The 19,907-nt window shown below is 39.7% G+C and carries 17 protein-coding genes and 1 riboswitch; of the genes, 8 read left to right on the top strand and 9 right to left on the bottom strand.

Going from position 1 to position 19,907, the window contains the following annotated elements:
* Positions 1-154: 154 nt before the first annotated feature.
* The 4 genes from cpdA to FTT84_RS01725 all read right to left on the bottom strand — a co-directional run bounded on the left by cpdA (position 155) and on the right by FTT84_RS01725 (position 4,909).
* Positions 155-958, bottom strand: coding sequence for a 3',5'-cyclic-AMP phosphodiesterase (gene cpdA / locus FTT84_RS01740; RefSeq protein WP_067763114.1), 804 nt, complete (start codon positions 956-958; stop codon positions 155-157).
* 10 nt (positions 959-968) lie between these two features.
* On the bottom strand, positions 969-1,589 hold the full coding sequence (locus FTT84_RS01735; protein WP_180056195.1) for an NUDIX domain-containing protein: 621 nt from the start codon (positions 1,587-1,589) through the stop codon (positions 969-971).
* Between the two features lie 76 nt (positions 1,590-1,665).
* Positions 1,666-3,561, bottom strand: a complete 1,896-nt coding sequence (gene thiC / locus FTT84_RS01730) for a phosphomethylpyrimidine synthase ThiC (protein ID WP_180056196.1) — start codon at positions 3,559-3,561, stop codon at positions 1,666-1,668.
* 94 nt (positions 3,562-3,655) lie between these two features.
* Positions 3,656-3,782: riboswitch (TPP riboswitch) on the bottom strand.
* A gap of 173 nt (positions 3,783-3,955) precedes the next feature.
* Entirely contained in the window at positions 3,956-4,909 is a 954-nt protein-coding gene (locus FTT84_RS01725) for a hypothetical protein (RefSeq protein WP_180056240.1), read from the bottom strand.
* Positions 4,910-5,241: 332 nt separating this feature from the next.
* Between FTT84_RS01725 and FTT84_RS01720 the strand changes: the two genes are divergently transcribed.
* On the top strand, positions 5,242-6,597 hold the full coding sequence (locus FTT84_RS01720; protein WP_180056197.1) for a TolC family outer membrane protein: 1,356 nt from the start codon (positions 5,242-5,244) through the stop codon (positions 6,595-6,597).
* Between the two features lie 83 nt (positions 6,598-6,680).
* Positions 6,681-7,397 (top strand): phosphate signaling complex protein PhoU, encoded by a 717-nt coding sequence (gene phoU, locus FTT84_RS01715; RefSeq protein WP_067763104.1) that lies wholly within the window; start codon positions 6,681-6,683, stop codon positions 7,395-7,397.
* A 73-nt stretch (positions 7,398-7,470) separates the two neighbouring features.
* Here phoU and FTT84_RS01710 read toward each other — a convergent pair whose 3' ends face one another.
* On the bottom strand, positions 7,471-9,267 hold the full coding sequence (locus tag FTT84_RS01710; RefSeq protein WP_180056198.1) for an ABC transporter ATP-binding protein: 1,797 nt from the start codon (positions 9,265-9,267) through the stop codon (positions 7,471-7,473).
* Between the two features lie 158 nt (positions 9,268-9,425).
* Between FTT84_RS01710 and FTT84_RS01705 the strand changes: the two genes are divergently transcribed.
* Positions 9,426-10,046, top strand: a complete 621-nt coding sequence (locus tag FTT84_RS01705; protein WP_180056199.1) for an alpha-ketoglutarate-dependent dioxygenase AlkB — start codon at positions 9,426-9,428, stop codon at positions 10,044-10,046.
* Positions 10,047-10,296: 250 nt separating this feature from the next.
* Here the strand turns inward: FTT84_RS01705 and FTT84_RS01700 are convergent, their stop codons facing one another.
* Complete coding sequence (locus FTT84_RS01700) at positions 10,297-11,073, bottom strand: IclR family transcriptional regulator (protein WP_067763097.1); 777 nt, start codon at positions 11,071-11,073, stop codon at positions 10,297-10,299.
* A 457-nt stretch (positions 11,074-11,530) separates the two neighbouring features.
* On the opposite strand from FTT84_RS01700, the gene FTT84_RS01695 reads away from it, so the two are divergent.
* From FTT84_RS01695 to FTT84_RS01685, 3 genes are read left to right on the top strand one after another with little or no spacing between them, the layout of a single operon-like run.
* Positions 11,531-13,621, top strand: coding sequence for an FUSC family protein (locus FTT84_RS01695; RefSeq protein WP_180056200.1), 2,091 nt, complete (start codon positions 11,531-11,533; stop codon positions 13,619-13,621).
* Positions 13,621-13,827 carry a DUF1656 domain-containing protein gene (locus tag FTT84_RS01690; protein ID WP_180056201.1) on the top strand — a complete coding sequence of 69 codons (207 nt, stop codon included), beginning with the start codon at positions 13,621-13,623 and terminating at the stop codon, positions 13,825-13,827. Before FTT84_RS01695 ends, FTT84_RS01690 begins: the two co-directional genes overlap by 1 nt.
* A gap of 31 nt (positions 13,828-13,858) precedes the next feature.
* Positions 13,859-14,863, top strand: coding sequence for an HlyD family secretion protein (locus FTT84_RS01685; RefSeq protein ID WP_180056202.1), 1,005 nt, complete (start codon positions 13,859-13,861; stop codon positions 14,861-14,863).
* A gap of 111 nt (positions 14,864-14,974) precedes the next feature.
* On the opposite strand, the gene ruvX is transcribed toward FTT84_RS01685, so the two are convergent.
* The gene (ruvX, locus tag FTT84_RS01680) at positions 14,975-15,418 is read right to left on the bottom strand and encodes a Holliday junction resolvase RuvX (RefSeq protein WP_067763090.1); all 444 of its coding nucleotides are present in this window, start codon (positions 15,416-15,418) and stop codon (positions 14,975-14,977) included.
* The gene (locus FTT84_RS01675) at positions 15,411-15,965 is read right to left on the bottom strand and encodes a YqgE/AlgH family protein (protein WP_067763263.1); all 555 of its coding nucleotides are present in this window, start codon (positions 15,963-15,965) and stop codon (positions 15,411-15,413) included. Before FTT84_RS01675 ends, ruvX begins: the two co-directional genes overlap by 8 nt.
* Positions 15,966-16,246: 281 nt before the next feature.
* On the opposite strand from FTT84_RS01675, the gene FTT84_RS01670 reads away from it, so the two are divergent.
* Entirely contained in the window at positions 16,247-16,972 is a 726-nt protein-coding gene (locus tag FTT84_RS01670; RefSeq protein ID WP_180079717.1) for a hypothetical protein, read from the top strand.
* A gap of 86 nt (positions 16,973-17,058) precedes the next feature.
* Here the strand turns inward: FTT84_RS01670 and recN are convergent, their stop codons facing one another.
* On the bottom strand, positions 17,059-18,720 hold the full coding sequence (gene recN / locus FTT84_RS01665; protein ID WP_180056204.1) for a DNA repair protein RecN: 1,662 nt from the start codon (positions 18,718-18,720) through the stop codon (positions 17,059-17,061).
* Positions 18,721-19,418: 698 nt separating this feature from the next.
* Here recN and FTT84_RS01660 point away from each other — a divergent pair.
* The gene (locus tag FTT84_RS01660; protein ID WP_067763086.1) at positions 19,419-19,742 is read left to right on the top strand and encodes a pyrimidine/purine nucleoside phosphorylase; all 324 of its coding nucleotides are present in this window, start codon (positions 19,419-19,421) and stop codon (positions 19,740-19,742) included.
* The last annotated feature ends 165 nt before the right edge of the window (positions 19,743-19,907 follow it).

The following is a 19,907-nucleotide window of genomic DNA, read 5'->3' as shown; positions in this document are numbered from 1 at the left end:
CAAGTTTTTTATCCACCCACCACAGAGATTCCCCCTGCGGGGGTCGTCATCATATAGACTTTTTTTGCTTATTGATAGTCTTTGATGTTTGGATTCTAACTATCACTTTTCCTTTAGATGCCATAAAGTAAAGCAAAAAAATCAAATTGAAAAGTTAATAACCTGAAATTTCGGCATTAATTTGAGCTTGTTTGATTTTGACCCTTAAAACTTCAGTTTTGAACGCGCCAGTATCTTTTAAATGCAGTACCCGATAGCCCGGTAAGCTTTGATCTATGGCAAAATTTTCACTGAACGGCTTAAATTGTACGCTGGTTGATGGCGTTGATAAAAACTGGACACCATGCCATTCATTACATGAATCTTGATGCACATGTCCGCACAAAACAATTTTGACATTAGCGTGTTTAGCAATGACATCCATTAAATGTTCAGCGTTCTTAAGTTTATGCTGATCAATCCAATGTGACTGCATTGCAAACGGATGATGATGGCAGGCAATAATGATGTGCTGTGAAGGATGTTCAGTCAGCAGCTGATCTAATTGTTCAAGTTGTTGAGCAGAGACCCAGCCATCCACCTTTCCTTTGACAGCACTGTTGAGCAAAATCATGCTCCATTTACCCAAATGGATAATATGTGCTTGGTTTTGGTTTTGATGAAAAGGGAAATGCTCCGCATCATCGTGATTGCCAGGAATTTGGTAAAACGCGAGTTTTTGTTGCTGCATAAATTGAGTATAACGAGCATAAGTCGTCTGTACCGGCACTTGCGCAAGATCGCCAGTATGCACGAGAGCATCAACATGATTGTGATGAAGCTGAATATGCTGTATCACATCATGAAAGCTTTGTTCTGGATTCATACGAACAAACTCAAGATCTTCCTGATCCATCAAATGTGTGTCCGAGATCTGAATGATCGTCCAGTCGAATTGTTCTGAGTCCCTTAAAGTCATGTCCTTCCCCTTAGACATTCCTTGTAGTATGTAATTGCTGTTGCAGCCATTGCAAGGCCATAATGACAGGTGCGTTCTTTAGCCGACCATTGGTCAATAAAGTTGGAATATCTGCATAAGCTAAAATATGCAGTTGAATATTTTCACCTTCATCTGGCATGCCAAATACTCCACCTTGTTCTGGTAATTCTGCTTCTGCACTATATAGATGAAATAATTCTGCACAAGCGCCAGCCGATGGATAAAAGCTAAAAAGGTGCTGAAGGGTGTTTAATTCACAGCCTGACTCTTCCAAACTTTCACGGCGGATACAGCTTTCAGGCGATTCATCTCCGTCAAGTACACCTGCAATAATTTCCAGTTGCCATGGTGACTCAGCATCATCAATTGCACCAATACGGAATTGTTCAATTAAGGCAAATTTTTGTTGTTGATGGTTATAAATCAATACACCAGCCGCTTCTGGGCGATGAATTAATTCACGTTGAATGGTTGGAATCATCTCTTGGCGGTTGAATAAGCGATGTCGCAATTGAACTTTTTCGACCTGAATGAAGCCTTTAAATACGTGCTCACGTCCTTCAAGGCAATAGTCTTTATTGTTATAGGTGGCCTGTTTAATAATATTCATAAGCTCTAATCAGGATGAAACGTTTCATTTCATCCTAACCGAGATTTTGTTGAATACAAAAGATTTTTTTTAGACTTTAGACTTTATGGTACAACTTTTGACCTTGGGCATGATAGGCATCTTTCATGCTTTGATAGCCGGTTTCAATCTCTGTACGTTGTTCCGTGGAAGTCTCTGTATTTTGTTGATTTTTTGCATAATCTCTCACATTTTGAGTGATTTTCATCGAGCAAAACTTAGGGCCACACATTGAACAGAAATGCGCAGATTTATGTGCTTCTTTTGGCATGGTTTCATCATGCATATTTCGTGCAGTGTCAGGGTCTAGGCTTAAGTTAAACTGATCTTCCCAGCGGAATTCGAAGCGTGCTTTTGATAAGGCATTGTCACGGGCCTGTGCACCCGGATGGCCTTTAGCAAGGTCTGCGGCATGAGCTGCAATTTTGTAGGTGATAATGCCATCTTTAACATCCTTTTTATCTGGCAGACCTAAATGCTCTTTTGGCGTTACATAGCAGAGCATTGCTGTGCCATACCAGCCAATCATAGCTGCACCAATGGCGGAGGTAATATGGTCATAACCGGGTGCAATATCTGTTGTAAGCGGCCCTAAAGTATAAAAAGGTGCTTCTTGGCAGACTTCAAGTTGAAGATCCATGTTTTCCTTGATCATGTGCATAGGTACATGGCCAGGGCCTTCAATCATGACTTGTACATCATGTTTCCAAGCACGGTGGGTCAGTTCACCTAATGTTCGTAATTCGCTAAATTGGGCTTCATCGTTGGCATCTTGAATACAGCCTGGACGTAAGCCATCTCCTAGACTAAATGAAACGTCATAGGCTTTCATGATTTCGCAGATTTCATCGAAATGCGTATACAAGAAGTTTTCTTTATGATGTGCTAAACACCACTGCGCCATGATTGAGCCGCCACGCGATACAATTCCAGTGAGTCGATTGGCTGTTAGAGGGACATAACGCAGTAGTACACCTGCATGGATGGTGAAGTAATCGACCCCTTGTTCTGCTTGCTCAATTAAGGTGTCTTTAAAGATGTCCCAAGTCAGGTCTTCAGCAACACCATCAACTTTTTCTAAAGCTTGGTAGATGGGTACGGTGCCAATCGGTACCGGAGAGTTTCGTATAATCCATTCACGGGTTTCGTGAATATTTTTACCCGTTGACAGGTCCATGATGGTGTCTGCGCCCCAACGCGTTGCCCAAGTCATTTTTGACACTTCTTCATCAATGCTCGAACCGAGTGCTGAGTTACCAATGTTGGCATTGATTTTCACTAAGAAATTACGGCCAATGATCATTGGCTCACACTCAGGATGGTTGATGTTGGCAGGAATAATGGCACGACCTTCAGCCACTTCCTGACGCACAAATTCAGGGGTAATTTCAGTTAAGTTTTTTGCCCCGAAGTTTTGTCCGGCATGTTGACGTGCATCGACACCGTCACGTTGACGCTGATTTTCACGAATCGCGATGTATTCCATTTCAGGAGTGATGATACCTTGTTTGGCATAATGCATTTGTGTGACATTGTGTCCGCGCTTCGCTCGGCGTGGTTTTGAAATATGAGCAAAACGGATGTTGGCCGTACGAATATCGCGTAAGCGTTCTTGACCAAATGTTGAGGTTAGGGTGTCAAGGATTTCAGTATCGTTACGCGATTCAATCCAGTTTTCACGGACATTCGGTAAACCTTGATTCAGATCAATCTGTACCGCTGGGTCGGTATAAACGCCAGAAGTGTCATAGACCATAATCGGCAAGTTTTTTTCGCCGCCTAGACCTGTTGGCGTGTCCGTTAATGCAATTTCACGCATTGGTACCTGAATATCAGGGCGTGAACCTTCAATATAGACTTTACGAGATGCGGGTAAAATTCGTGTCAGATCTTTGGCATCTTGCTCATGTTGAGCAGCGCGATCAGCAGCGGTGAGATTCGTTAATTGGTTCATTGCAATGATCCTTATGAAATGACATCAACGAATCAAGCACGACCAAAAACGTGGCGGTTTTTCCCTGGCAGTACAGGTTAAAATTGTGGCTTCAGTTTTCAGATGGCTTGATTCCTACGCAGGTATTAACCTGATCAGGTTCAACGGTACTCATCCTCAAATTTGGCAAGCCAAATTTAGATGATCTCAGCAGGAAATTACCTGCGCTCCGTCAAGCTTTGGGCGGATATTAGCATGAAGAATCGGCAAATACAGTGTCATTTTTAACAGTTCTTAAAGAACACGACAGTTGCCCAGATAATTTAATGCTGGCAGCAAGGCAGGCTTAATAACAAAATGGCCTTAAGGTGATATGAATATTGTCTGAAGTATTGTCTGATGAGATGAGATGAGATTAAGAAGATGAACTGAGGCACAGCGCATCTTTAAAGCAATCTTTTTTATAATTCGGGGATGGATTTTTTAGCCCAATCGCTGCCTGTACTTGTTGAGCACTATGAGTGGTATTTTGCTCAAGTAGTTTCAGGAATTGGCGTGATTGATCCGCTATACGTGATTGATTCAGTTTAGCCAGCTTTTCGATTTCTTCTAAGGAGCTGGCTTGGATACTGAGGCGATCTGAAAAATCGTTTGATACCGGTGTATCTTGCATACCAGTAAACAAAAATTGGCTGTACAGGTACAACAATTGTTGAGCATCTTTTTGATAAGGACTTTCTGGATACTGCTTGAGATAGTCTTCCCAAAATAAAGCACGTGTTGCAATTTCTTGCGGTTCAATCATGAGGGTTTGTTGTAAAAAGACGGGTTGTAGGTTTTGTTCCGCCAGTTTTTCAATAAAGGCTTGCTCGGCATCACTCATATAAGGTGCAAAGACTTTGGCCAAATATTCAGGGCTGCGACGATACTGTAATTGTCCTGCACCGGCATCGAATAATTCCACATAGGCTTGACCTTTATGTTTGAGAAGGTATTGATCGCGAAGAGTCAATTGCTCGTAATGGCTTTGCTGAATGGTCGGGTGCTGTGCCATATCAAAAGCAAATTGTTCAAAAGCCATTTGCTGCTGTGCAGTGCGTTCAACGTGTAAAAAATTACGATACATTTGGTTAGATAAAACTAATAATTTTTTTTGTTGATCAGCTTCTAATAAAGGTAAACAAACTTTTAAATCTTGGTTAATTTGTTCAAGTGCAAAAGTGGTGCGTTGATCGTCAATTTCTTGCATATTCTTTTCAAGCTTCTGACACAGTAAAGACAAATCCACTGCTTCATTTTGAACAGTTTTTTTGTTCGGAAATTCTTGTGCAGGCTGGGGTTCAGGCTGTTGTTGGCATCCAAGCAACATGCTGAAAGACAGGCAGAGTACGCTGAATTTTACTGGCAGATTAAAAAGTTTTGACACAATGACCCGATGCGATAGAGATGAAGTTTGTCCGATGGAATGCCGACTATTTTATAGATGAAACGGGCGCATTATGTGTACTATTATGCAGTTGTTTGTTACAGCGTTGTGAGTAATGTCGAAAAACACCTAAAAACGCGATAAATTGTCTAAGTTGATGTAAAAAATTAATAAAAATCATACGCAAGTTTGCAGATTTATGATTAGTATCTGCTTAGTTTTAAATTTAAATATTCAGCCTTGGGTATTTGAATGTTAGGAATTTACGAAAAAAAATGAACAAAAAATTGGTTTTAAGTGCCTGTTTACTTTTGACGAGTCCATGGAGTTTTGCATTGGATCTTGTCGAGGCTTACGAACGTGCAAAACAAGCAGATCCCAATTGGCAGGCCAATAAACTGCAATATGAAGCAGATAAACTCAATTTAGGTATTGCGAACGGCAACTTACTGCCGACGGTCACAGTCTCAGGTAATGTTACACGTAAAAATCAAAATGCCAATCAAAGTGGAGCTCAAGCCGACTTGTTCATGCCTGATAGTACGACGTCCAAACAAATCGCGTTGACTGCGCGCCAACCTTTGTTTCGTTGGGATGCGTGGGAAGGTTTAAAACAGGTTAAAACATCAATCAATCTCAGTGAAATTAATTTAAAAATTCAAAAACAACAGCATTTATTAAATGTTTCAGAAGCGTATTTTAATGTGTTGCGACAACAAGCGCTTACAGTTGCAAATTTACAAGAAGAACAAGCGCTGTCTGAACAATTGCGTATGATGAATGCGAAGTTGAAAGAAGGTTTGGTGGCAAAAAGTGATGTCAGTGAAGCCAATGCACAGTATCAAAATGCGCGTGCCAATCGTATGGCGACCAATGTTCAATTGGTTTTGGCGCAGGAGCAACTACAACAGTTTATTGGGCCATATCGTGAAAATTTAGCCGTATTACGTGAAGATTTTGAATTTCAAAAACCTGTACCAAATAATGTGCAAGCATGGGAAGAATTAGCGCAAGGCCAGAATCTTGGCATTTTACAAGCGCATTTGCAAAAGCGTTATGCTGAAGATGGCAAACGCGTGGAAAAGGCTGCACTTTACCCACAGATTGAAGCGGTGGGGACTTATGGCTATAACAAGCAAAGTCCTGAATCGATCATGTCGCAAGACGGTCAATTTGATCAAATTGGCATTGAAATGAATTGGAATGTGTTTAATGGTGGCCGTACACAAAAATCCATACGGCAAGCGGCAGTCAACGTTGAGAAAAGCCAAGCACAAGTCGATGCTGCAATACGTAATGCAGAAACGGATGTAAAAAAAGCATATATGCAGGTTGAAACAGATCAGGCCAAGCTACAAGCTCGTAAAGCTGCAATGCAGTCTTCATCTCAAGTGTCTTTGGCTTCACAAGCGCAGTATCAAGAAGGTTTAAAAACTATGGTGGATGTGTTGTTGGCTCAGCGCAATGCATTTTCAGCTCGACAAGACTATTTAAACTCTAAGTATGATTATTTGCTACATGTACTTGAATTGAAAGCATCTGTAGGGAAATTGACCGAAGCTGATTTAGTTGAAATGAATGCATGGCTAGTTGATCAATCCAATCAACCTTCAATTTTGTTAAAGAAATGACTTTCGTCATAAAAGTTTCATAATGAATATGCTTTAATATTGCACGCAATTCTGCCGATTCATATTGCTGTGGAGATCATCCTTTGCCAAATAATCCTGTTTTAAATCATCATATTTCTTCACAATTTAATGAAGAGCTACAGGATGTTCATACCAAATTTATGACTATGGGTGGTTTGGTTGAACAGCAAGTGGCAAATGCCATTCATGCACTTTTGGACACAGATGCATCTATGGCAATTGATGTGCAGTTTCAAGACAATGCTGTCAACCGTATGGAAACAGAAATTGATGAAGCATTGACATTGATTTTAGCTCGTCGTCATCCAGCTGCAATTGATTTGCGTATGGTGATCGCTATGTCAAAAGCCAATACCGACTTAGAGCGTATTGGTGATGAAGCTGCAAAAATTGCTCGTATTGCCCAGAGTTTATGTGAAGAGGGTGGTTCACCACGTGGCTACATGGAAACACGCCATATTGGTAACCAAGTCCGTGTCATGATTCATGATGCACTAGATGCGTTTGCTCGTTTAGATGTTGATCAAGCTTTACGTGTGTTACTGGCGGATGCCGATATTGATCGTGAGTATCAGTCTGCGACGCGTACATTAATGACTTATATGATTGAAGATCCACGTCATATTACACGTGTTATGAATGTCTTGTGGGTGTTGCGTTCGCTTGAGCGTATTGGTGACCATGCACGCAATATTTCTGAGCAGGTGATTTATATGGTGAAAGGCTTAGACGTACGCCATACCAGCGTGGAAGAAATTGAACAGAAAGTTCAACGTTAATCACATCTGAACCCCCAGTTCTAAAAAGCCCATCAGTTGATGGGCTTTTTTTTAATGCAGAAGAGAGGCTGGTTTAACTATGTGTATCTTCATCCTCTTCAAAGGTACGGGCAATTTTTTCAATATTTAAACTTTTAGCCATCGCATCAAAGATCTCTTTATACACACCATCTTGGTGATAAAGCGCGTCATGCTCACCATGCTCAGCTATTTCACCCTCTTTCATGACATAGGTGTAATCCGCATCGATAATTTGCGACAAACTATGAGAAATAATAATGACAGTTCGCCCTTGTTTGATCTCGTCTAAACTTTGCTTAATTTGTTCAGTGGCAATCGCATCTAAACTTGCAGTGGGTTCATCTAAGAAAATAATCGGTGGATTTTTTAAGAACATGCGCGCCAAGGCGATACGTTGTTGTTGCCCCCCTGAAAGCATCAGCGCATCGGCATCATAGCCATTCGGCAGTTGTAAAATTTGTTCATGAATTGATGCTTTACGTGCGGCCTGCATCACGTCTTCGGTACTGGCATCGGTTTTGCCGTAGCGGATATTGTCAAAAATGGAGCCTTGGAAAATATGATTTTTTTGTAATACTAAGCCAATATGATCACGAAGATATTGTGTGTCGATATCTTTTAAATCTATGCCGTCAATGGTTATGGTGCCACTTTGCGGTTCAAAAAATTTATCTAACAAACTGATGAGCGTGGATTTTCCTGCACCAGATAAGCCAACTAAAGCAGTAATTTTATTAGGCTGAATGGTCATATTGATATTTTTCAGCGCATGGTGTCCATTCGGATAATAAAACTCGACATTGCTTAAATCGAACTGACCATGAATATTGGGTTTCTGTGTACCTGATTGTTCGATTTCGTCATCAGCCTCTAAAATCTTAAAGAAACTTTCTGAATAAATCATCGCGTCGTTCACTTCGTCATAAATACGATGTAAGGAGCGTATAGGGGCAGAGACGTTATTGAATAACAAGACGTGAAACATAATCATGCCAATACTCATTTGGCCATCAAGTACAAAATAAGCGGTCAAAATGATAATCAACACAATGCCAATTTGCTCGATAAAGGTCTTTAACCCATCAAACAAAAAACTGATTTGACGTGTTTGCATTTGATTGTCTGTGAGTTCTTTTTGTAATTTCAGCTGTTTCTCAGACTCAATACTTTCACGGTTAAATGATTTAATGACGGTGATCGAGTTAATAATACCGAGAATACCCTGACTTTTCTTTTCACGACCATCACGTAAATTACGTCGCCATCCACCTAGTTTTTGTGCTTGTTTGAAGGTGAGCCAGAAATAGATGGGTACAATACAGGTTGCCACCAAGCCAACATAGAAGTTGGCATAGTACATTAAGCCTAAAGCCACAATTGCACTGGTAAATAACGGTAAAATATCAATAAAAAATATTTGTACCAAACGTGTTAAAGAACCAATACCACGGTCGATACGCGTTTGTAATTTGCCAGCTTGATTGTTGTCATCATTAAAAAAAGCAAGGCGATAGGTCAGAAACTTTTCGATAATGCCTTGGGCTAAGTCTTGTGAAACCAAAATCCGCAGTTTTTCACCATAAAATTTTTGTCCAAATTGAACAAAAGCATTGATGATTTCTTTGCCTAATAAGATCACGCTAATGGTGATCAGAATATGCCAACCTTCAGCTAAACCTAAGCCTTGTTCGACTAGGCGATTAATACTATCAACAGCGTATTGCAAGGTGAGTGCATTGACCTGCGCGGTAAAAGAACCAATCAAGGTCATAATTAAAGTTGCAATCACCAAAATGCGATACGGTCTTACAAACGGTCTGAGCTTCTGAAACACATTCCATAAATTCATAAGCGATTATTTTTATTGTGAATAATTAAATTGAGTCTATGCCTGAAAAAATTATGCGACAAGTGATGACTTTGTATTGATTTGTGTCTGCGTTCATTGAGTTAAACTAAGCACTCATCATTATATTTTTGTGTGTGTTCTGAATATAGGTGTTTCAAATGAATTTAGACTTATTCAGTCCGATGCAACAAGACAATATCTTGCCATATGATGGGCAAGTACAAGACTATGGCCTAATTTTGAATACACAGGATAGTAAAAAGTACGCACAGTATTTTTTACAGCATTTGGCCTGGCAACATGATGAAGTAATCTTACATGGTCAATACTATAAAACGGATCGTAAAGTGGTTTGGTATGGCGATGCTAAGTATCAGTACCGTTATTCAGGCATGTTTAAACAGGCACTGATTTGGCAACCCGCCTTGTTGCGTTTAAAACAACATATTGAAAAATTGGTGGGGCACGAATTTAATTCCTGTCTTGCCAACCTGTATGAAAATGGGTTGCAGGCGGTCGGTTGGCATAGTGATGATGAACCATCTTTAGTGTCTCCGGATCAACAAGTGGTTATTGCCTCATTAAGTTTTGGTGCGAGCAGAAAATTTTGTTTTAAACATAAGTCGACTCAAGAAAAAGTTGAGATGATGTTACAGAGTGGTCAGTTGATCGTGATGCGTGGGCAAACTCAACGTCATTGGAAACATGCCATTATGAAGTCGACTAAAATTACAGAACCAAGAGTAAATCTGACTTTTCGTTATTTTTATCCTGAGTAAGGATGTAATGGAAGGTGTAATTTAAGGCATAAAAAAGCCCATACTGTGATGAGCTTTTTTAATTTCTCTGAGGAGAATTAAATTAGGAACGCTGTATTCAATGGTATAAATGAACACAAGAGCTGCTAAAGAACGATAATCATATTATGAGAATTTAAATTAAAAATATAATTATTAAATTCAATTAAATTGATTGATTCCTCAGATTAAACAAATTTAATCTTTACAACGAGACTAAATCTGTACAGATTTATAGGCTCTCATCCTCTTCAGTCATCGCGCTATATTTTTTTTCAATACGCATCGCGCTGTCTTGCATCATTTCCACCAATTTTTGAAAGTTCATAAATTCAAAACGGTTTTTAGATGCTAAAAGTGTCAAAGCTAACGGTGGCTCTTTACTGGAAAATTTGACTGGAATAGACAGGCTCGACATGTTTGGATCAACTTCACCATTAGAAAAATAATAGCCCTGCTTCTTGATCTTCTTCATCAGTAGCATGAACTCTTCTTCACTGTGGGCGAAGCCAACTTGTGCTAATTCATCAGAAAAGCGTTGGTAGTAATCTAAAATCCGCTGTTTAGGTAGTTGTGACAAAATAACTTTTGCAGATGAGCCTTTATACATTGGACGCGGGCTGCCGCGACCATAAGCCAATGCGGTATAGTCTTTGTACAGTTCATGATGCACATCAATGCAAGAATCTAGATTCAGGTGGGTCAACAGGCAACATGATTCTGTACGCTGCACAATTTCTTTCATGAAAGGAATACTGATTTGCACCAAAGGATCGGTGGTGCGAGAGATAAAATCTAGAACAGCAATTTTGGAACCGAGAATGTAATCCCCTGAAGTGCCACTTAAACGTTGTAACAACTCAGCAGACACCAGCTCTTTTAAATAACGGTAGCTCGTTGGTTTAGATAACCCCAATTCTTCACTAATAATGTCCACATTAATGACAGGACGTGAGACGGAGTATAAATCGAGCACGGTGAGAATTTTACCAAAACTGGAGAGCGCCATAAGAACCTGCTTGGTCAAAATAAAAATAAAATCAGTTAAGTTACTTTATAACAAATTGCGCGCGGTGATGCTGTGCTTTTCTACGTAACACATCGATATGGGCATTAAATGATGATTGTATGGTTAAGTTTCATGATAAATCATCAGTCGAACGTAGAATTATTTGTTATAAAAATACATAAATTATCATATTAAGATATTTTAATTGACATATATAATTATATTTGAAAAAATTGGTTCGAAAATATCCTATATTGATTAAGTAATCTGCATTGAGATAATGCGGTGAGATATTTTCTATTATTCCTATTCAAGTGACTGATTCCACTCACGAATAGCTTCTAAATTTTTGAACAAATATTCATCTAAGTCCTGATGGTTTGGGCAATTCATTGTGTGCTTCGCGACACGATGTGATGACTTATTTGCTTTAAAAGATGCCTCATAGAGAATACATATGTTGCTAACGAAACAAATACTCGCTTTTCGGCCCAATCGTTTGGACTGGATATTTGCGTTTAAAACGTTTACAGCAGGGATGTTGGCTTTATATGTGGCATTCGAACTGAATTTAACTTATCCCATCTGGGCGATTGGGACGGTATTTGTTATTGCAAATCCATACTCAGGTATGACGTCATCGAAAAGTATCTATCGCGTTTTAGGGACTTTTTTAGGTGCTGCTGTGTCGGTCGTGGCCATGCCACATCTGATCCACATGCCCGTCTTATTTACCGTATTTCTAGCGGTTTGGGTTGGCTTTTGCTTATATTTATCATTACTTGACCGTACACCCCGTAGTTATGTGTTTTTGCTGGCAGGTTATACCACCGTCATCATTTGCTATAACGTGGTGTACTTCATAGATACCGCTTCTATTTTTGATATGGCGGTAGGCCGCTTTTTAGAGATTACTGTCGGTGTGGTCTGTAGCGCACTGGTGGGCACCACAATTTTTCCAATGCATATTGGCCCAGCAGTAGAAGGCCGAGTTTTAAAAACTTTTCAAGATACCAAAGCGATTTTTGACCGTATTTTGCAAGATGCATCAGAGCTGGATAATTATTCTAAGTCTTTGGGAACAATAGCCCGTGATATTGCCGATATTCATGTTATGGCAGTGCATTTATCCTACGAAAAATCGACTTTGCAAGGGATGACTCGCCCGCTACAGGAAATGCTACATCAACTCAGTTTGTTGGTGTGTAATTTGGTAGCGATGTCGGAGCGCATAAAACAATTGGATGAGGTCGATGGACGCTATCGTCTAAATTTGGCCAAAGCACATGCGCATATTTCTGATTTTTTACAAGATCGGCATGAGATTGATGAAGCTACGCTGAATCAATTACCAGAACATTTTGAAGCAGACTTTGCTGCAATTATGGCGAATTCACATCCGTCTCAACAGATTATGTTGGGTAGCTTAAAAATGGATATCCGCCATTTTATTCAAAATGTGCGCGCGGTGAAATTGTTGTGGCAACGTATTCAATGCGGTGATTCAACCTTGCCCGCAATGTTAATGCCAATGAATACGACGCCTTATCCAACATTACATCGTGATGCTGGCGTGGCGATTCGTGGTGGAATTTCAGCATGTTTAATTGTGTTGATTGCTACGGTTTTTTGGATTGTCAGTGGCTGGAAAGCAGGCTTTATGATGGCTGAAATGGCGGCCATTAGTGCATGTATTTTGACGTCCATGGACAACCCTGTACCTGCTTTGAAAATGTTTATCCGTGCCAATTTATATGCAGGGGTGATGGTGTTTATATATGCCTACGGCATATTTCCGCATGTGACTGTATTTTGGCAGTTAATCGTGGTGCTAGCGCCATTTGTAATGTATTGCCTGATGTTGTTTTTACATCCACCGCTAACAGGAATTGGTTTGCCATTGTTAATGGGAACCATTATGGGGCTGAACTTCCAGAACCGTTATAGCCTCGATCAAGTATTTTTCTTTGATGCTTCGATAGGGACAGTTATTGGTCCCATTATTTCAGTATTTATCATTCATCTGGTTCGTGCGATGTCTCCAGATATTACAGCACAGCGTATTTTAGCCCTGCACTATAAAGCTATACGTCAAGCGTTGTATTTGCCGTATGGGCTGCAATTCCGTATTCATTTACGTAGCATGCTCGACCGTATTGGGGTGTTAAATAGCAAAATTGTGCAATCTGATCCATTAAAACAATACATTCAATTGGCTTTGGTAGAATCCAGTGCAGTGGTTGATTTACCGCGTTTACAAGAGTTGAAAAATAAATTTGATGTAGAGCATCCGATCGTGGTGGCTTTAGAAGACCTGCAACAGGATTTAGATGAATATTTCCGTGCTAAAGAGAATGCTCAACATCATTTGATTGCTGATTTACAGCAGCAAATGATTGAAAAAATACAACAGTTGCATGTCGCAGCTTCTGAACTTGAACAACAAGATATAAGTCTGAGAATTCAATATTCTTTAAATAATATTCAAAGTAGTTTGTGCCATGTTTTGCACAGTTACCCAACCAAAACTGAAATCGGGAGTGTGTAATGGGTGAGCTCAATATCTATGGCGTTTATGTTCCGATTTTATTGATACAAGCCGTGTTGGCGTATGTGTTACTGCGCATTGTCATGTTTGGGGGCGACCGTTTGGTGGAACAGGGGTGGATTGCGCAACCGAATATTTTTTACCTGTGTGTATTTGTCGTTTTGCTGTGGTTGGTGCATTACGCTTGTATTTTGTGCCAAATCTAGGCCAATGTTCTGAAATGATTGAGGTGAATTCATGAATACTGTCAACGTACGTAAATTCGTACGCCCCATTTTATTAATCATTGTGGTCTGCGTGGCATTAATGGCTTTAAAACATATTTGGGATTATTACAATTCTGAACCATGGACACGCGATGGTCGTGTACGTGGAGATGTGATTCAAGTTTCGTCAGATGTTTCAGGCTTGGTTACAGAGGTCTTGGTACAAGATAATCAGCAAGTGAAAAAGGGACAAGTACTGTTTCGTATTGATGTGGCACGCCAAGCTTTAGATGTCGAACAAGCAAAGTCTGATTTAGCAAAAGCCAAAGCTGAACTTGCAGGCGCAGAAGCAGAATTGGCCGCATCTAAAGCCAATTTGGTGAAATCACAGGCCAATATTCATTTGGCAGATAAAAATGCCAACCGCTATGCCAACTTAATGGATGGAGCAATTTCGAAACAAGAGCAAGATCAAATGTTTGCAGCGCGTGATCAATCACATGCTGAACATGAACAAACTGCTGCAGCCATCGAGCAAGCCAAAGCCAATGTGATTCAACAAAAAGCATTAATTGAAGTGGCTAATAGTAATTTGCATTTAGCGCAGTTGAATTTAAAACGCTCTGCTGTGATTGCGCCGAATGATGGCACATTGTCGAATTTTGAATTAAAGGCAGGGAATTACGTCAAAGTTGGGCAGGCGGTTGCAGCATTAATTGATCGTGAGCAAATGTACGTGGTGGGCTATTTTGAAGAAACCAAACTAGATAAAATCAATGTTGGTGCGCCTGCAAGCGTTCAGCTCATGGGGAGTTCAGAGACTTATAAAGGGCATGTACAAGGTGTGGCAAGTGGTATTGAAGATCGTGAACGTACTTCAACAAACGGTCTTTTGGCCAATGTCAATCCAACCTTCAGTTGGGTGCGTTTAGCACAACGTGTTCCTGTGAAAATTGTATTGGATGAAGTGCCGCATGATCAATTGGCCTTTGTGGCGGGACGTACTGCGACTGTGCATATTATCGATAAAAAATAAAATCAAAGACTGTTCATTTTCAATCATTTTATAAATTTCAGCACTCAATCATCATAAAAAAAGCATCCTCAAGAGGATGCTTTTTTTATATCGGTTAATGCTTTTTTCAGCTTAAGGTTTTACCCCAACTGGATTGCGATACCAACTTTCTATAAATAACGCAGCTGCGATACTGTCGGCTGAAATATTTTTACCGCGACCTTGCGCTTGGTAGTGTCCCAATTCGTCCCGTGCTTCACGTGTAGTTAATCGTTCATCTACCATTAGGGTTTCAATATTGGTCTGATGACGTAAACGGCGCGCGAATTTACGTGCCCGCGTTGAAAGTTCAGATTCACTGTCATCCATATTGAGAGGTAGGCCAATAATGAACAAATCGGGTTGATATTGCTTCACAATTTTAAGCAAGTTATCCCAATTAGGAATACCATCTTTCATCGGGAAGAGCGGAAGTGGATTGGCGCTTTCAATCAGTGCTTGTCCTACTGCCATCCCTGTTTTCTGTGTGCCAAAGTCGAAGGCCATAATCATTTGATGCGTTGCTGTTTCAGGCATGTCCAATCTCAGACGATAACCACATACGGTCAACCCCCATTTTTTTATAGGCGGCATCCCAACGGTCGTCATAAGGTAAGTTAAAAATTAAATCCATATCTGAGTCGCAAATGAGCCAATCACCACGAGTGATCTCTTCTTCAAGCTGGTTTTTACCCCAACTGGCATAGCCTAACGCTACTTGATAACGACCAACACCTTCATTGTGGGCAATTGCATCTAAAATATCTTTGGATGTGGTTATACAAACATTTTCACCAATTGCGATCGATGAATGCCAAGTCGGTTGACCGGTGTGAAGAACAAAACCTGCTTCTGGGCGTAAAGGGCCACCTTGCAACACTTCATGAGGTCGCACATTATCCGCCTCAATTTCGAGATCATTCAAGAGTTCTTTAATTTGCAAGCCAGATGGACGGTTAATAATTATACCTTGAGCACCATCTTCGTCATGACGCGCAAGGTAGATCACGGTATTGGCAAAAAAATCGTCGCTCATGTCTGGCGGAGCAATTAGGCAGCGATGCGTCAGGTATTGTTTTGTCACCAGGGGCATTCTCCTTTTATTCTTGGTGGAGCCAAGTATTGTTTTACTTGATGCTTTCAACTTACAAGAGAAATACGTATTCACCAAATGATTTTGCAAAGAAAGATAGAATTTATCACCGGATAGGCTGGTTTTATCTGAGTAAAAATGATGAATTGGGCAGTGAAATGGCGATATTCAGATACGTATTTACATCATAACCCTGCATAATCCATTCGAGCTGAGTTGCTAAAATAGTCTTTAAGCAAACGATATGTATGTTTAGAGATTAGGGTGATTAAATGAAAATAAGTCATAAAATGATCGTTTTATGTTTTTTGGGTTGTATCTCAAATGCATCCTTTGCTGATCTTGCGACACTACAAAAGCAAGAGTCTAAAGTCATTCAACAATTTCAAAAATCTAATTTTTATGAAGTGAATACTGATATTGAACAGGCCGTAGTCAGACTCATTGCCAATGATCCAAGTAGCTTTAAACATAATTTTGCCCAGTTAGAAAAACAAGGCTATGTGCATATCCAGTATTCACCTGACAAAAAACTGAAATTTTATAGTTTTGATGTTTCGGGTGGTGGAACGATGGGTGAGTGGAGTAATTATGTACAATATGCTACCGCTAAAACTCAGCACTTAGATGAATTTGAATCAGGTTATATCAATCAAATACAGCCAGTACGTGTTCAAAATAAAACTGTTTATTTGGTGCGAAGCTACTATAAAGGCGATAGTTGTACCGGTGTACATCATTTAAGAGCAGTAGAAATTGGCCCGAAGCAATTACTCAAATCCTATGTATTCAACACCAAGCAAAAGAATTTGCATGAAATATCCGTTGATTACGATTGTCGTTATGATCAAGAGCGTAATAATCAGCAAAATTATATAAAAGTTGCTGCTAAGCAGGTTGATGTAATGCTGTTAAATCAGAAGCTACAACCACAGCATCGTTATTTGCGCTATAGCTTGGGTTCAAAAGGATTCGTTTATCAAGGTATTGTTAAATAAAAAAGTATTTTTTATTTAATTAGAAAACTTCGTCTATAAAAAGCCTCGTTCATACTTGAACAAGGCTTTTTAAAATCATTAAAATATTAACTGTGTTGAAACTTTAATTGACGTAAGTGCTTGGCGTGTTGCAATGTGGTATCGCTTATTTCGACACCGCCTGTCATGCGTGCTAATTCTAGAATGCGCTGTTCTTCTTCCAAGTCCACAATTGTACTGCTAGCTGGGTCTGTCTGACGTTTTTTCACCAACAGATGTTGATCAGATTGCGCTGCAACTTGGGCCTGGTGAGTAATACATAAAATTTGCACATGTTGAGCAAGATCAGCTAAGAGACGGCCAACGATTTCTGCTGTACCACCACTGATCCCGACATCAATTTCATCAAAGACTAAAACTTCTGAATCGGTTTTCTCAGCATTCATCACTTGCATGACCAATGCAATACGAGACAATTCACCACCTGAGGCAACACGTGCCAAGGGCTGTGCAGGAATCCCTTTGTTGGCAGTAAATAATAATTGTATGAAACTTAGACCTTCACTGGATGCTTGCTCTAAAGGCTCAAATTTAAATTCAAAATGGGCTTCAGGTAGCGCAAGTTGTTTGACTTGCTCAGTGAGTTGTTTCGCGAGCGAAGTTGAACCTTCACGGCGAATATTATCCAAATGCTGTGCTTTGGCTAAAAAGTCTTGATGTGAAACTTCGACTTGTTCTGCAAGGGTTTCAGGATCTTCCAATTGATGTAATTGTTCAAGCTCGGTTTGCCACTGTTCGTACTCGGCTTTTAAATCTTCTGGCTGGGTACGATATTTACGTGCTAGGCGATGGAAACCTTCAAGTTGAGTGTTCAATTCTTCCATACGCTCAGGGTCGAAACTTTGACGATCCATGAATTGACGTAAATTTGCTGTGGCATCTTCCATCTCACTTTGTGCATTCAGCAGTGAAGCATGAATTTCTGAAAGTTGGTCACTTCGTCCTGCATGTGATTCGAGACGACGTAAAATGGAAGAAACTTCCTGATTGATATTTTGTTCTGCTTCATCTAGCGCATTTAAGCTATATGAACAATCTTGCATGATATGTTCATGATGGCTGAGGCGATCAAATTCTTGTTCAATTTCTTTGTAATCTTGCTGAACTGTGTCTTCAAGTTCTTCGAGTTGTAATTCAAGCGTTTCAATGCGCTGTTTACGTGTCGCTTGTGCATCTAAGGCAGCTTGATGCTGACGAATATCTTTTTGCCATTTACTATATGCATCACGCACATTTTGTGCAGGTTCATATAGGTTGTAATAACGGTCTAGCCAATGCTTTGGATAGGGCGGTTCTAGTAACTGCTGCTGACTATGTTGGCTATATAATTGCACCAAAAGACGGCCAATTTCTTTTAATTCAGATAGGCTGCTTGGTCGGCCATTAATCCATGCTTTACTACGTCCTGTAGCAAAAATCACACGGCGTAAATGGATTTCACCTGATTCATCATCCAGTTCATGTTCTTTTAACCAGATCGCCTCAGCACTATTGTCTTGATAGCTAAAAGTAGCTGTGACATCGGCTTTTTCTGATCCGAAACGTACATAATTGGTATCGGTACGTTCACCTAAACATGCTGACAGTGCATCGAGTAGAAGTGATTTACCTGCACCTGTTTCACCGGTTAGAACATTAAAACCTTTTTCGATATCAATGGCTAAATGGTCGGCTAAAGCAAAATTGATCAGAGTTAAGTGTGTCAGCATAAACGCATCCAAGCTGCGAAAAGTGTAGGTTAAAGATAGTCAGAATTTGTTTTTGTCACAAGATCAGTTTTATTTTTTGATGAACTAAAACAGTCATATTCTATCTGAAAATGATGATAAAAATATAACTTCAATGTGCTAGAGCGTCATTCAGTTAAATACAATTTTTTTTTAACGATGTATTTTGTAGCATTTGAGTGATGGACTGCATGGCTAAATTTTTTTTCATATTTTGAAGGAATCGGGCTAAAGCGAATTGGGGATTGGGCTTCGATCCTTTTCATTAAATTGAAATGAGGCTGGATAAAAATAGCCATGTGCTTAATGGTGCTAATTAATTGTTCGTTCAGTATTTATTAAAATGAGATCTGTAAAGATTTTATTGGTTGTTCAATTTTAATATTGGGTAATGATAAAAGGTTTTTTAATGGTTGGTTTTTATTTAAATTTAATACACAAAAATGCTCTGCAACTTTAGTGGATGATCCCTGAAAATGCATTTGTCAGCTAAGGGGGAGTTGATTTAGACTTTCGAAAAATCAATTGCTTTGACCCTGAAATTCATGCTGTTGGTTCAAGGATGAGTTTATAGAAAATATTGATTCACGCTTCATCAAACACAGATTGATTAGTTGTTGCAGCACAATTAAACTACATCCATCAAAATATTATAAATATGCTTTATCTGGAGAAAACGCATGTCAGCTCAGTTTGATCATGTATCGGTAATTAAGAAATCAAATGTTTATTTTGGCGGTCTATGCATCAGCCATACTGTGCAATTTGAAGATGGAACAAAAAAAACACTGGGTGTTTTACTTCCAACTGAACAAGCTTTGACATTTGAAACACATGTGCCTGAACGTATGGAAATCATTTCAGGTGAATGCCGTGTTCAAATTGCGGATAGCGAAGAAAGCGAATTGTTCCGTGCGGGTCAATCTTTCTATGTCCCTGGCAACAGCCGTTTTAAAATTGAAACTGATGAAGTGCTTGATTATGTATGCCATTTAGAAGGTTAATCACTACACTGATTTAGACACAGTTTTTTTAACCTGAATCGGTTAAACTACTGTTCAAGCATAAATCCTGTAAAGCTTGCTTTGCAGGATTTTTCTTTTTGGATATATGTAAGTTCAGAGGGTTATCCACTCTGTAGCTCAGTTAGATTGAAGTTTGCAAATTTA

This window comes from Acinetobacter sp. YH01019 (genome assembly GCF_013420285.1).
GTDB classification, from domain to species: domain Bacteria; phylum Pseudomonadota; class Gammaproteobacteria; order Pseudomonadales; family Moraxellaceae; genus Acinetobacter; species Acinetobacter gandensis.
This window is presented reverse-complemented; position numbering and strand designations above follow the sequence as displayed.

Coding starts and splice junctions, on each gene's coding strand:
- FTT84_RS01705 (WP_180056199.1), top strand. CDS start 9,426: ATGAATTTAGACTTATTCAGTCCGATGCAACAAGACAATATCTTGCCA.
- FTT84_RS01735 (WP_180056195.1), bottom strand. CDS start 1,589: ATGAATATTATTAAACAGGCCACCTATAACAATAAAGACTATTGCCTT.
- FTT84_RS01695 (WP_180056200.1), top strand. CDS start 11,531: ATGTTGCTAACGAAACAAATACTCGCTTTTCGGCCCAATCGTTTGGAC.
- FTT84_RS01690 (WP_180056201.1), top strand. CDS start 13,621: ATGGGTGAGCTCAATATCTATGGCGTTTATGTTCCGATTTTATTGATA.
- FTT84_RS01670 (WP_180079717.1), top strand. CDS start 16,247: ATGAAAATAAGTCATAAAATGATCGTTTTATGTTTTTTGGGTTGTATC.
- ruvX (WP_067763090.1), bottom strand. CDS start 15,418: ATGCCTGAAACAGCAACGCATCAAATGATTATGGCCTTCGACTTTGGC.
- FTT84_RS01710 (WP_180056198.1), bottom strand. CDS start 9,267: ATGAATTTATGGAATGTGTTTCAGAAGCTCAGACCGTTTGTAAGACCG.
- recN (WP_180056204.1), bottom strand. CDS start 18,720: ATGCTGACACACTTAACTCTGATCAATTTTGCTTTAGCCGACCATTTA.
- FTT84_RS01660 (WP_067763086.1), top strand. CDS start 19,419: ATGTCAGCTCAGTTTGATCATGTATCGGTAATTAAGAAATCAAATGTT.
- thiC (WP_180056196.1), bottom strand. CDS start 3,561: ATGAACCAATTAACGAATCTCACCGCTGCTGATCGCGCTGCTCAACAT.
- FTT84_RS01700 (WP_067763097.1), bottom strand. CDS start 11,073: ATGGCGCTCTCCAGTTTTGGTAAAATTCTCACCGTGCTCGATTTATAC.
- FTT84_RS01720 (WP_180056197.1), top strand. CDS start 5,242: ATGAACAAAAAATTGGTTTTAAGTGCCTGTTTACTTTTGACGAGTCCA.
- cpdA (WP_067763114.1), bottom strand. CDS start 958: ATGACTTTAAGGGACTCAGAACAATTCGACTGGACGATCATTCAGATC.
- FTT84_RS01725 (WP_180056240.1), bottom strand. CDS start 4,909: ATGTTGCTTGGATGCCAACAACAGCCTGAACCCCAGCCTGCACAAGAA.
- FTT84_RS01685 (WP_180056202.1), top strand. CDS start 13,859: ATGAATACTGTCAACGTACGTAAATTCGTACGCCCCATTTTATTAATC.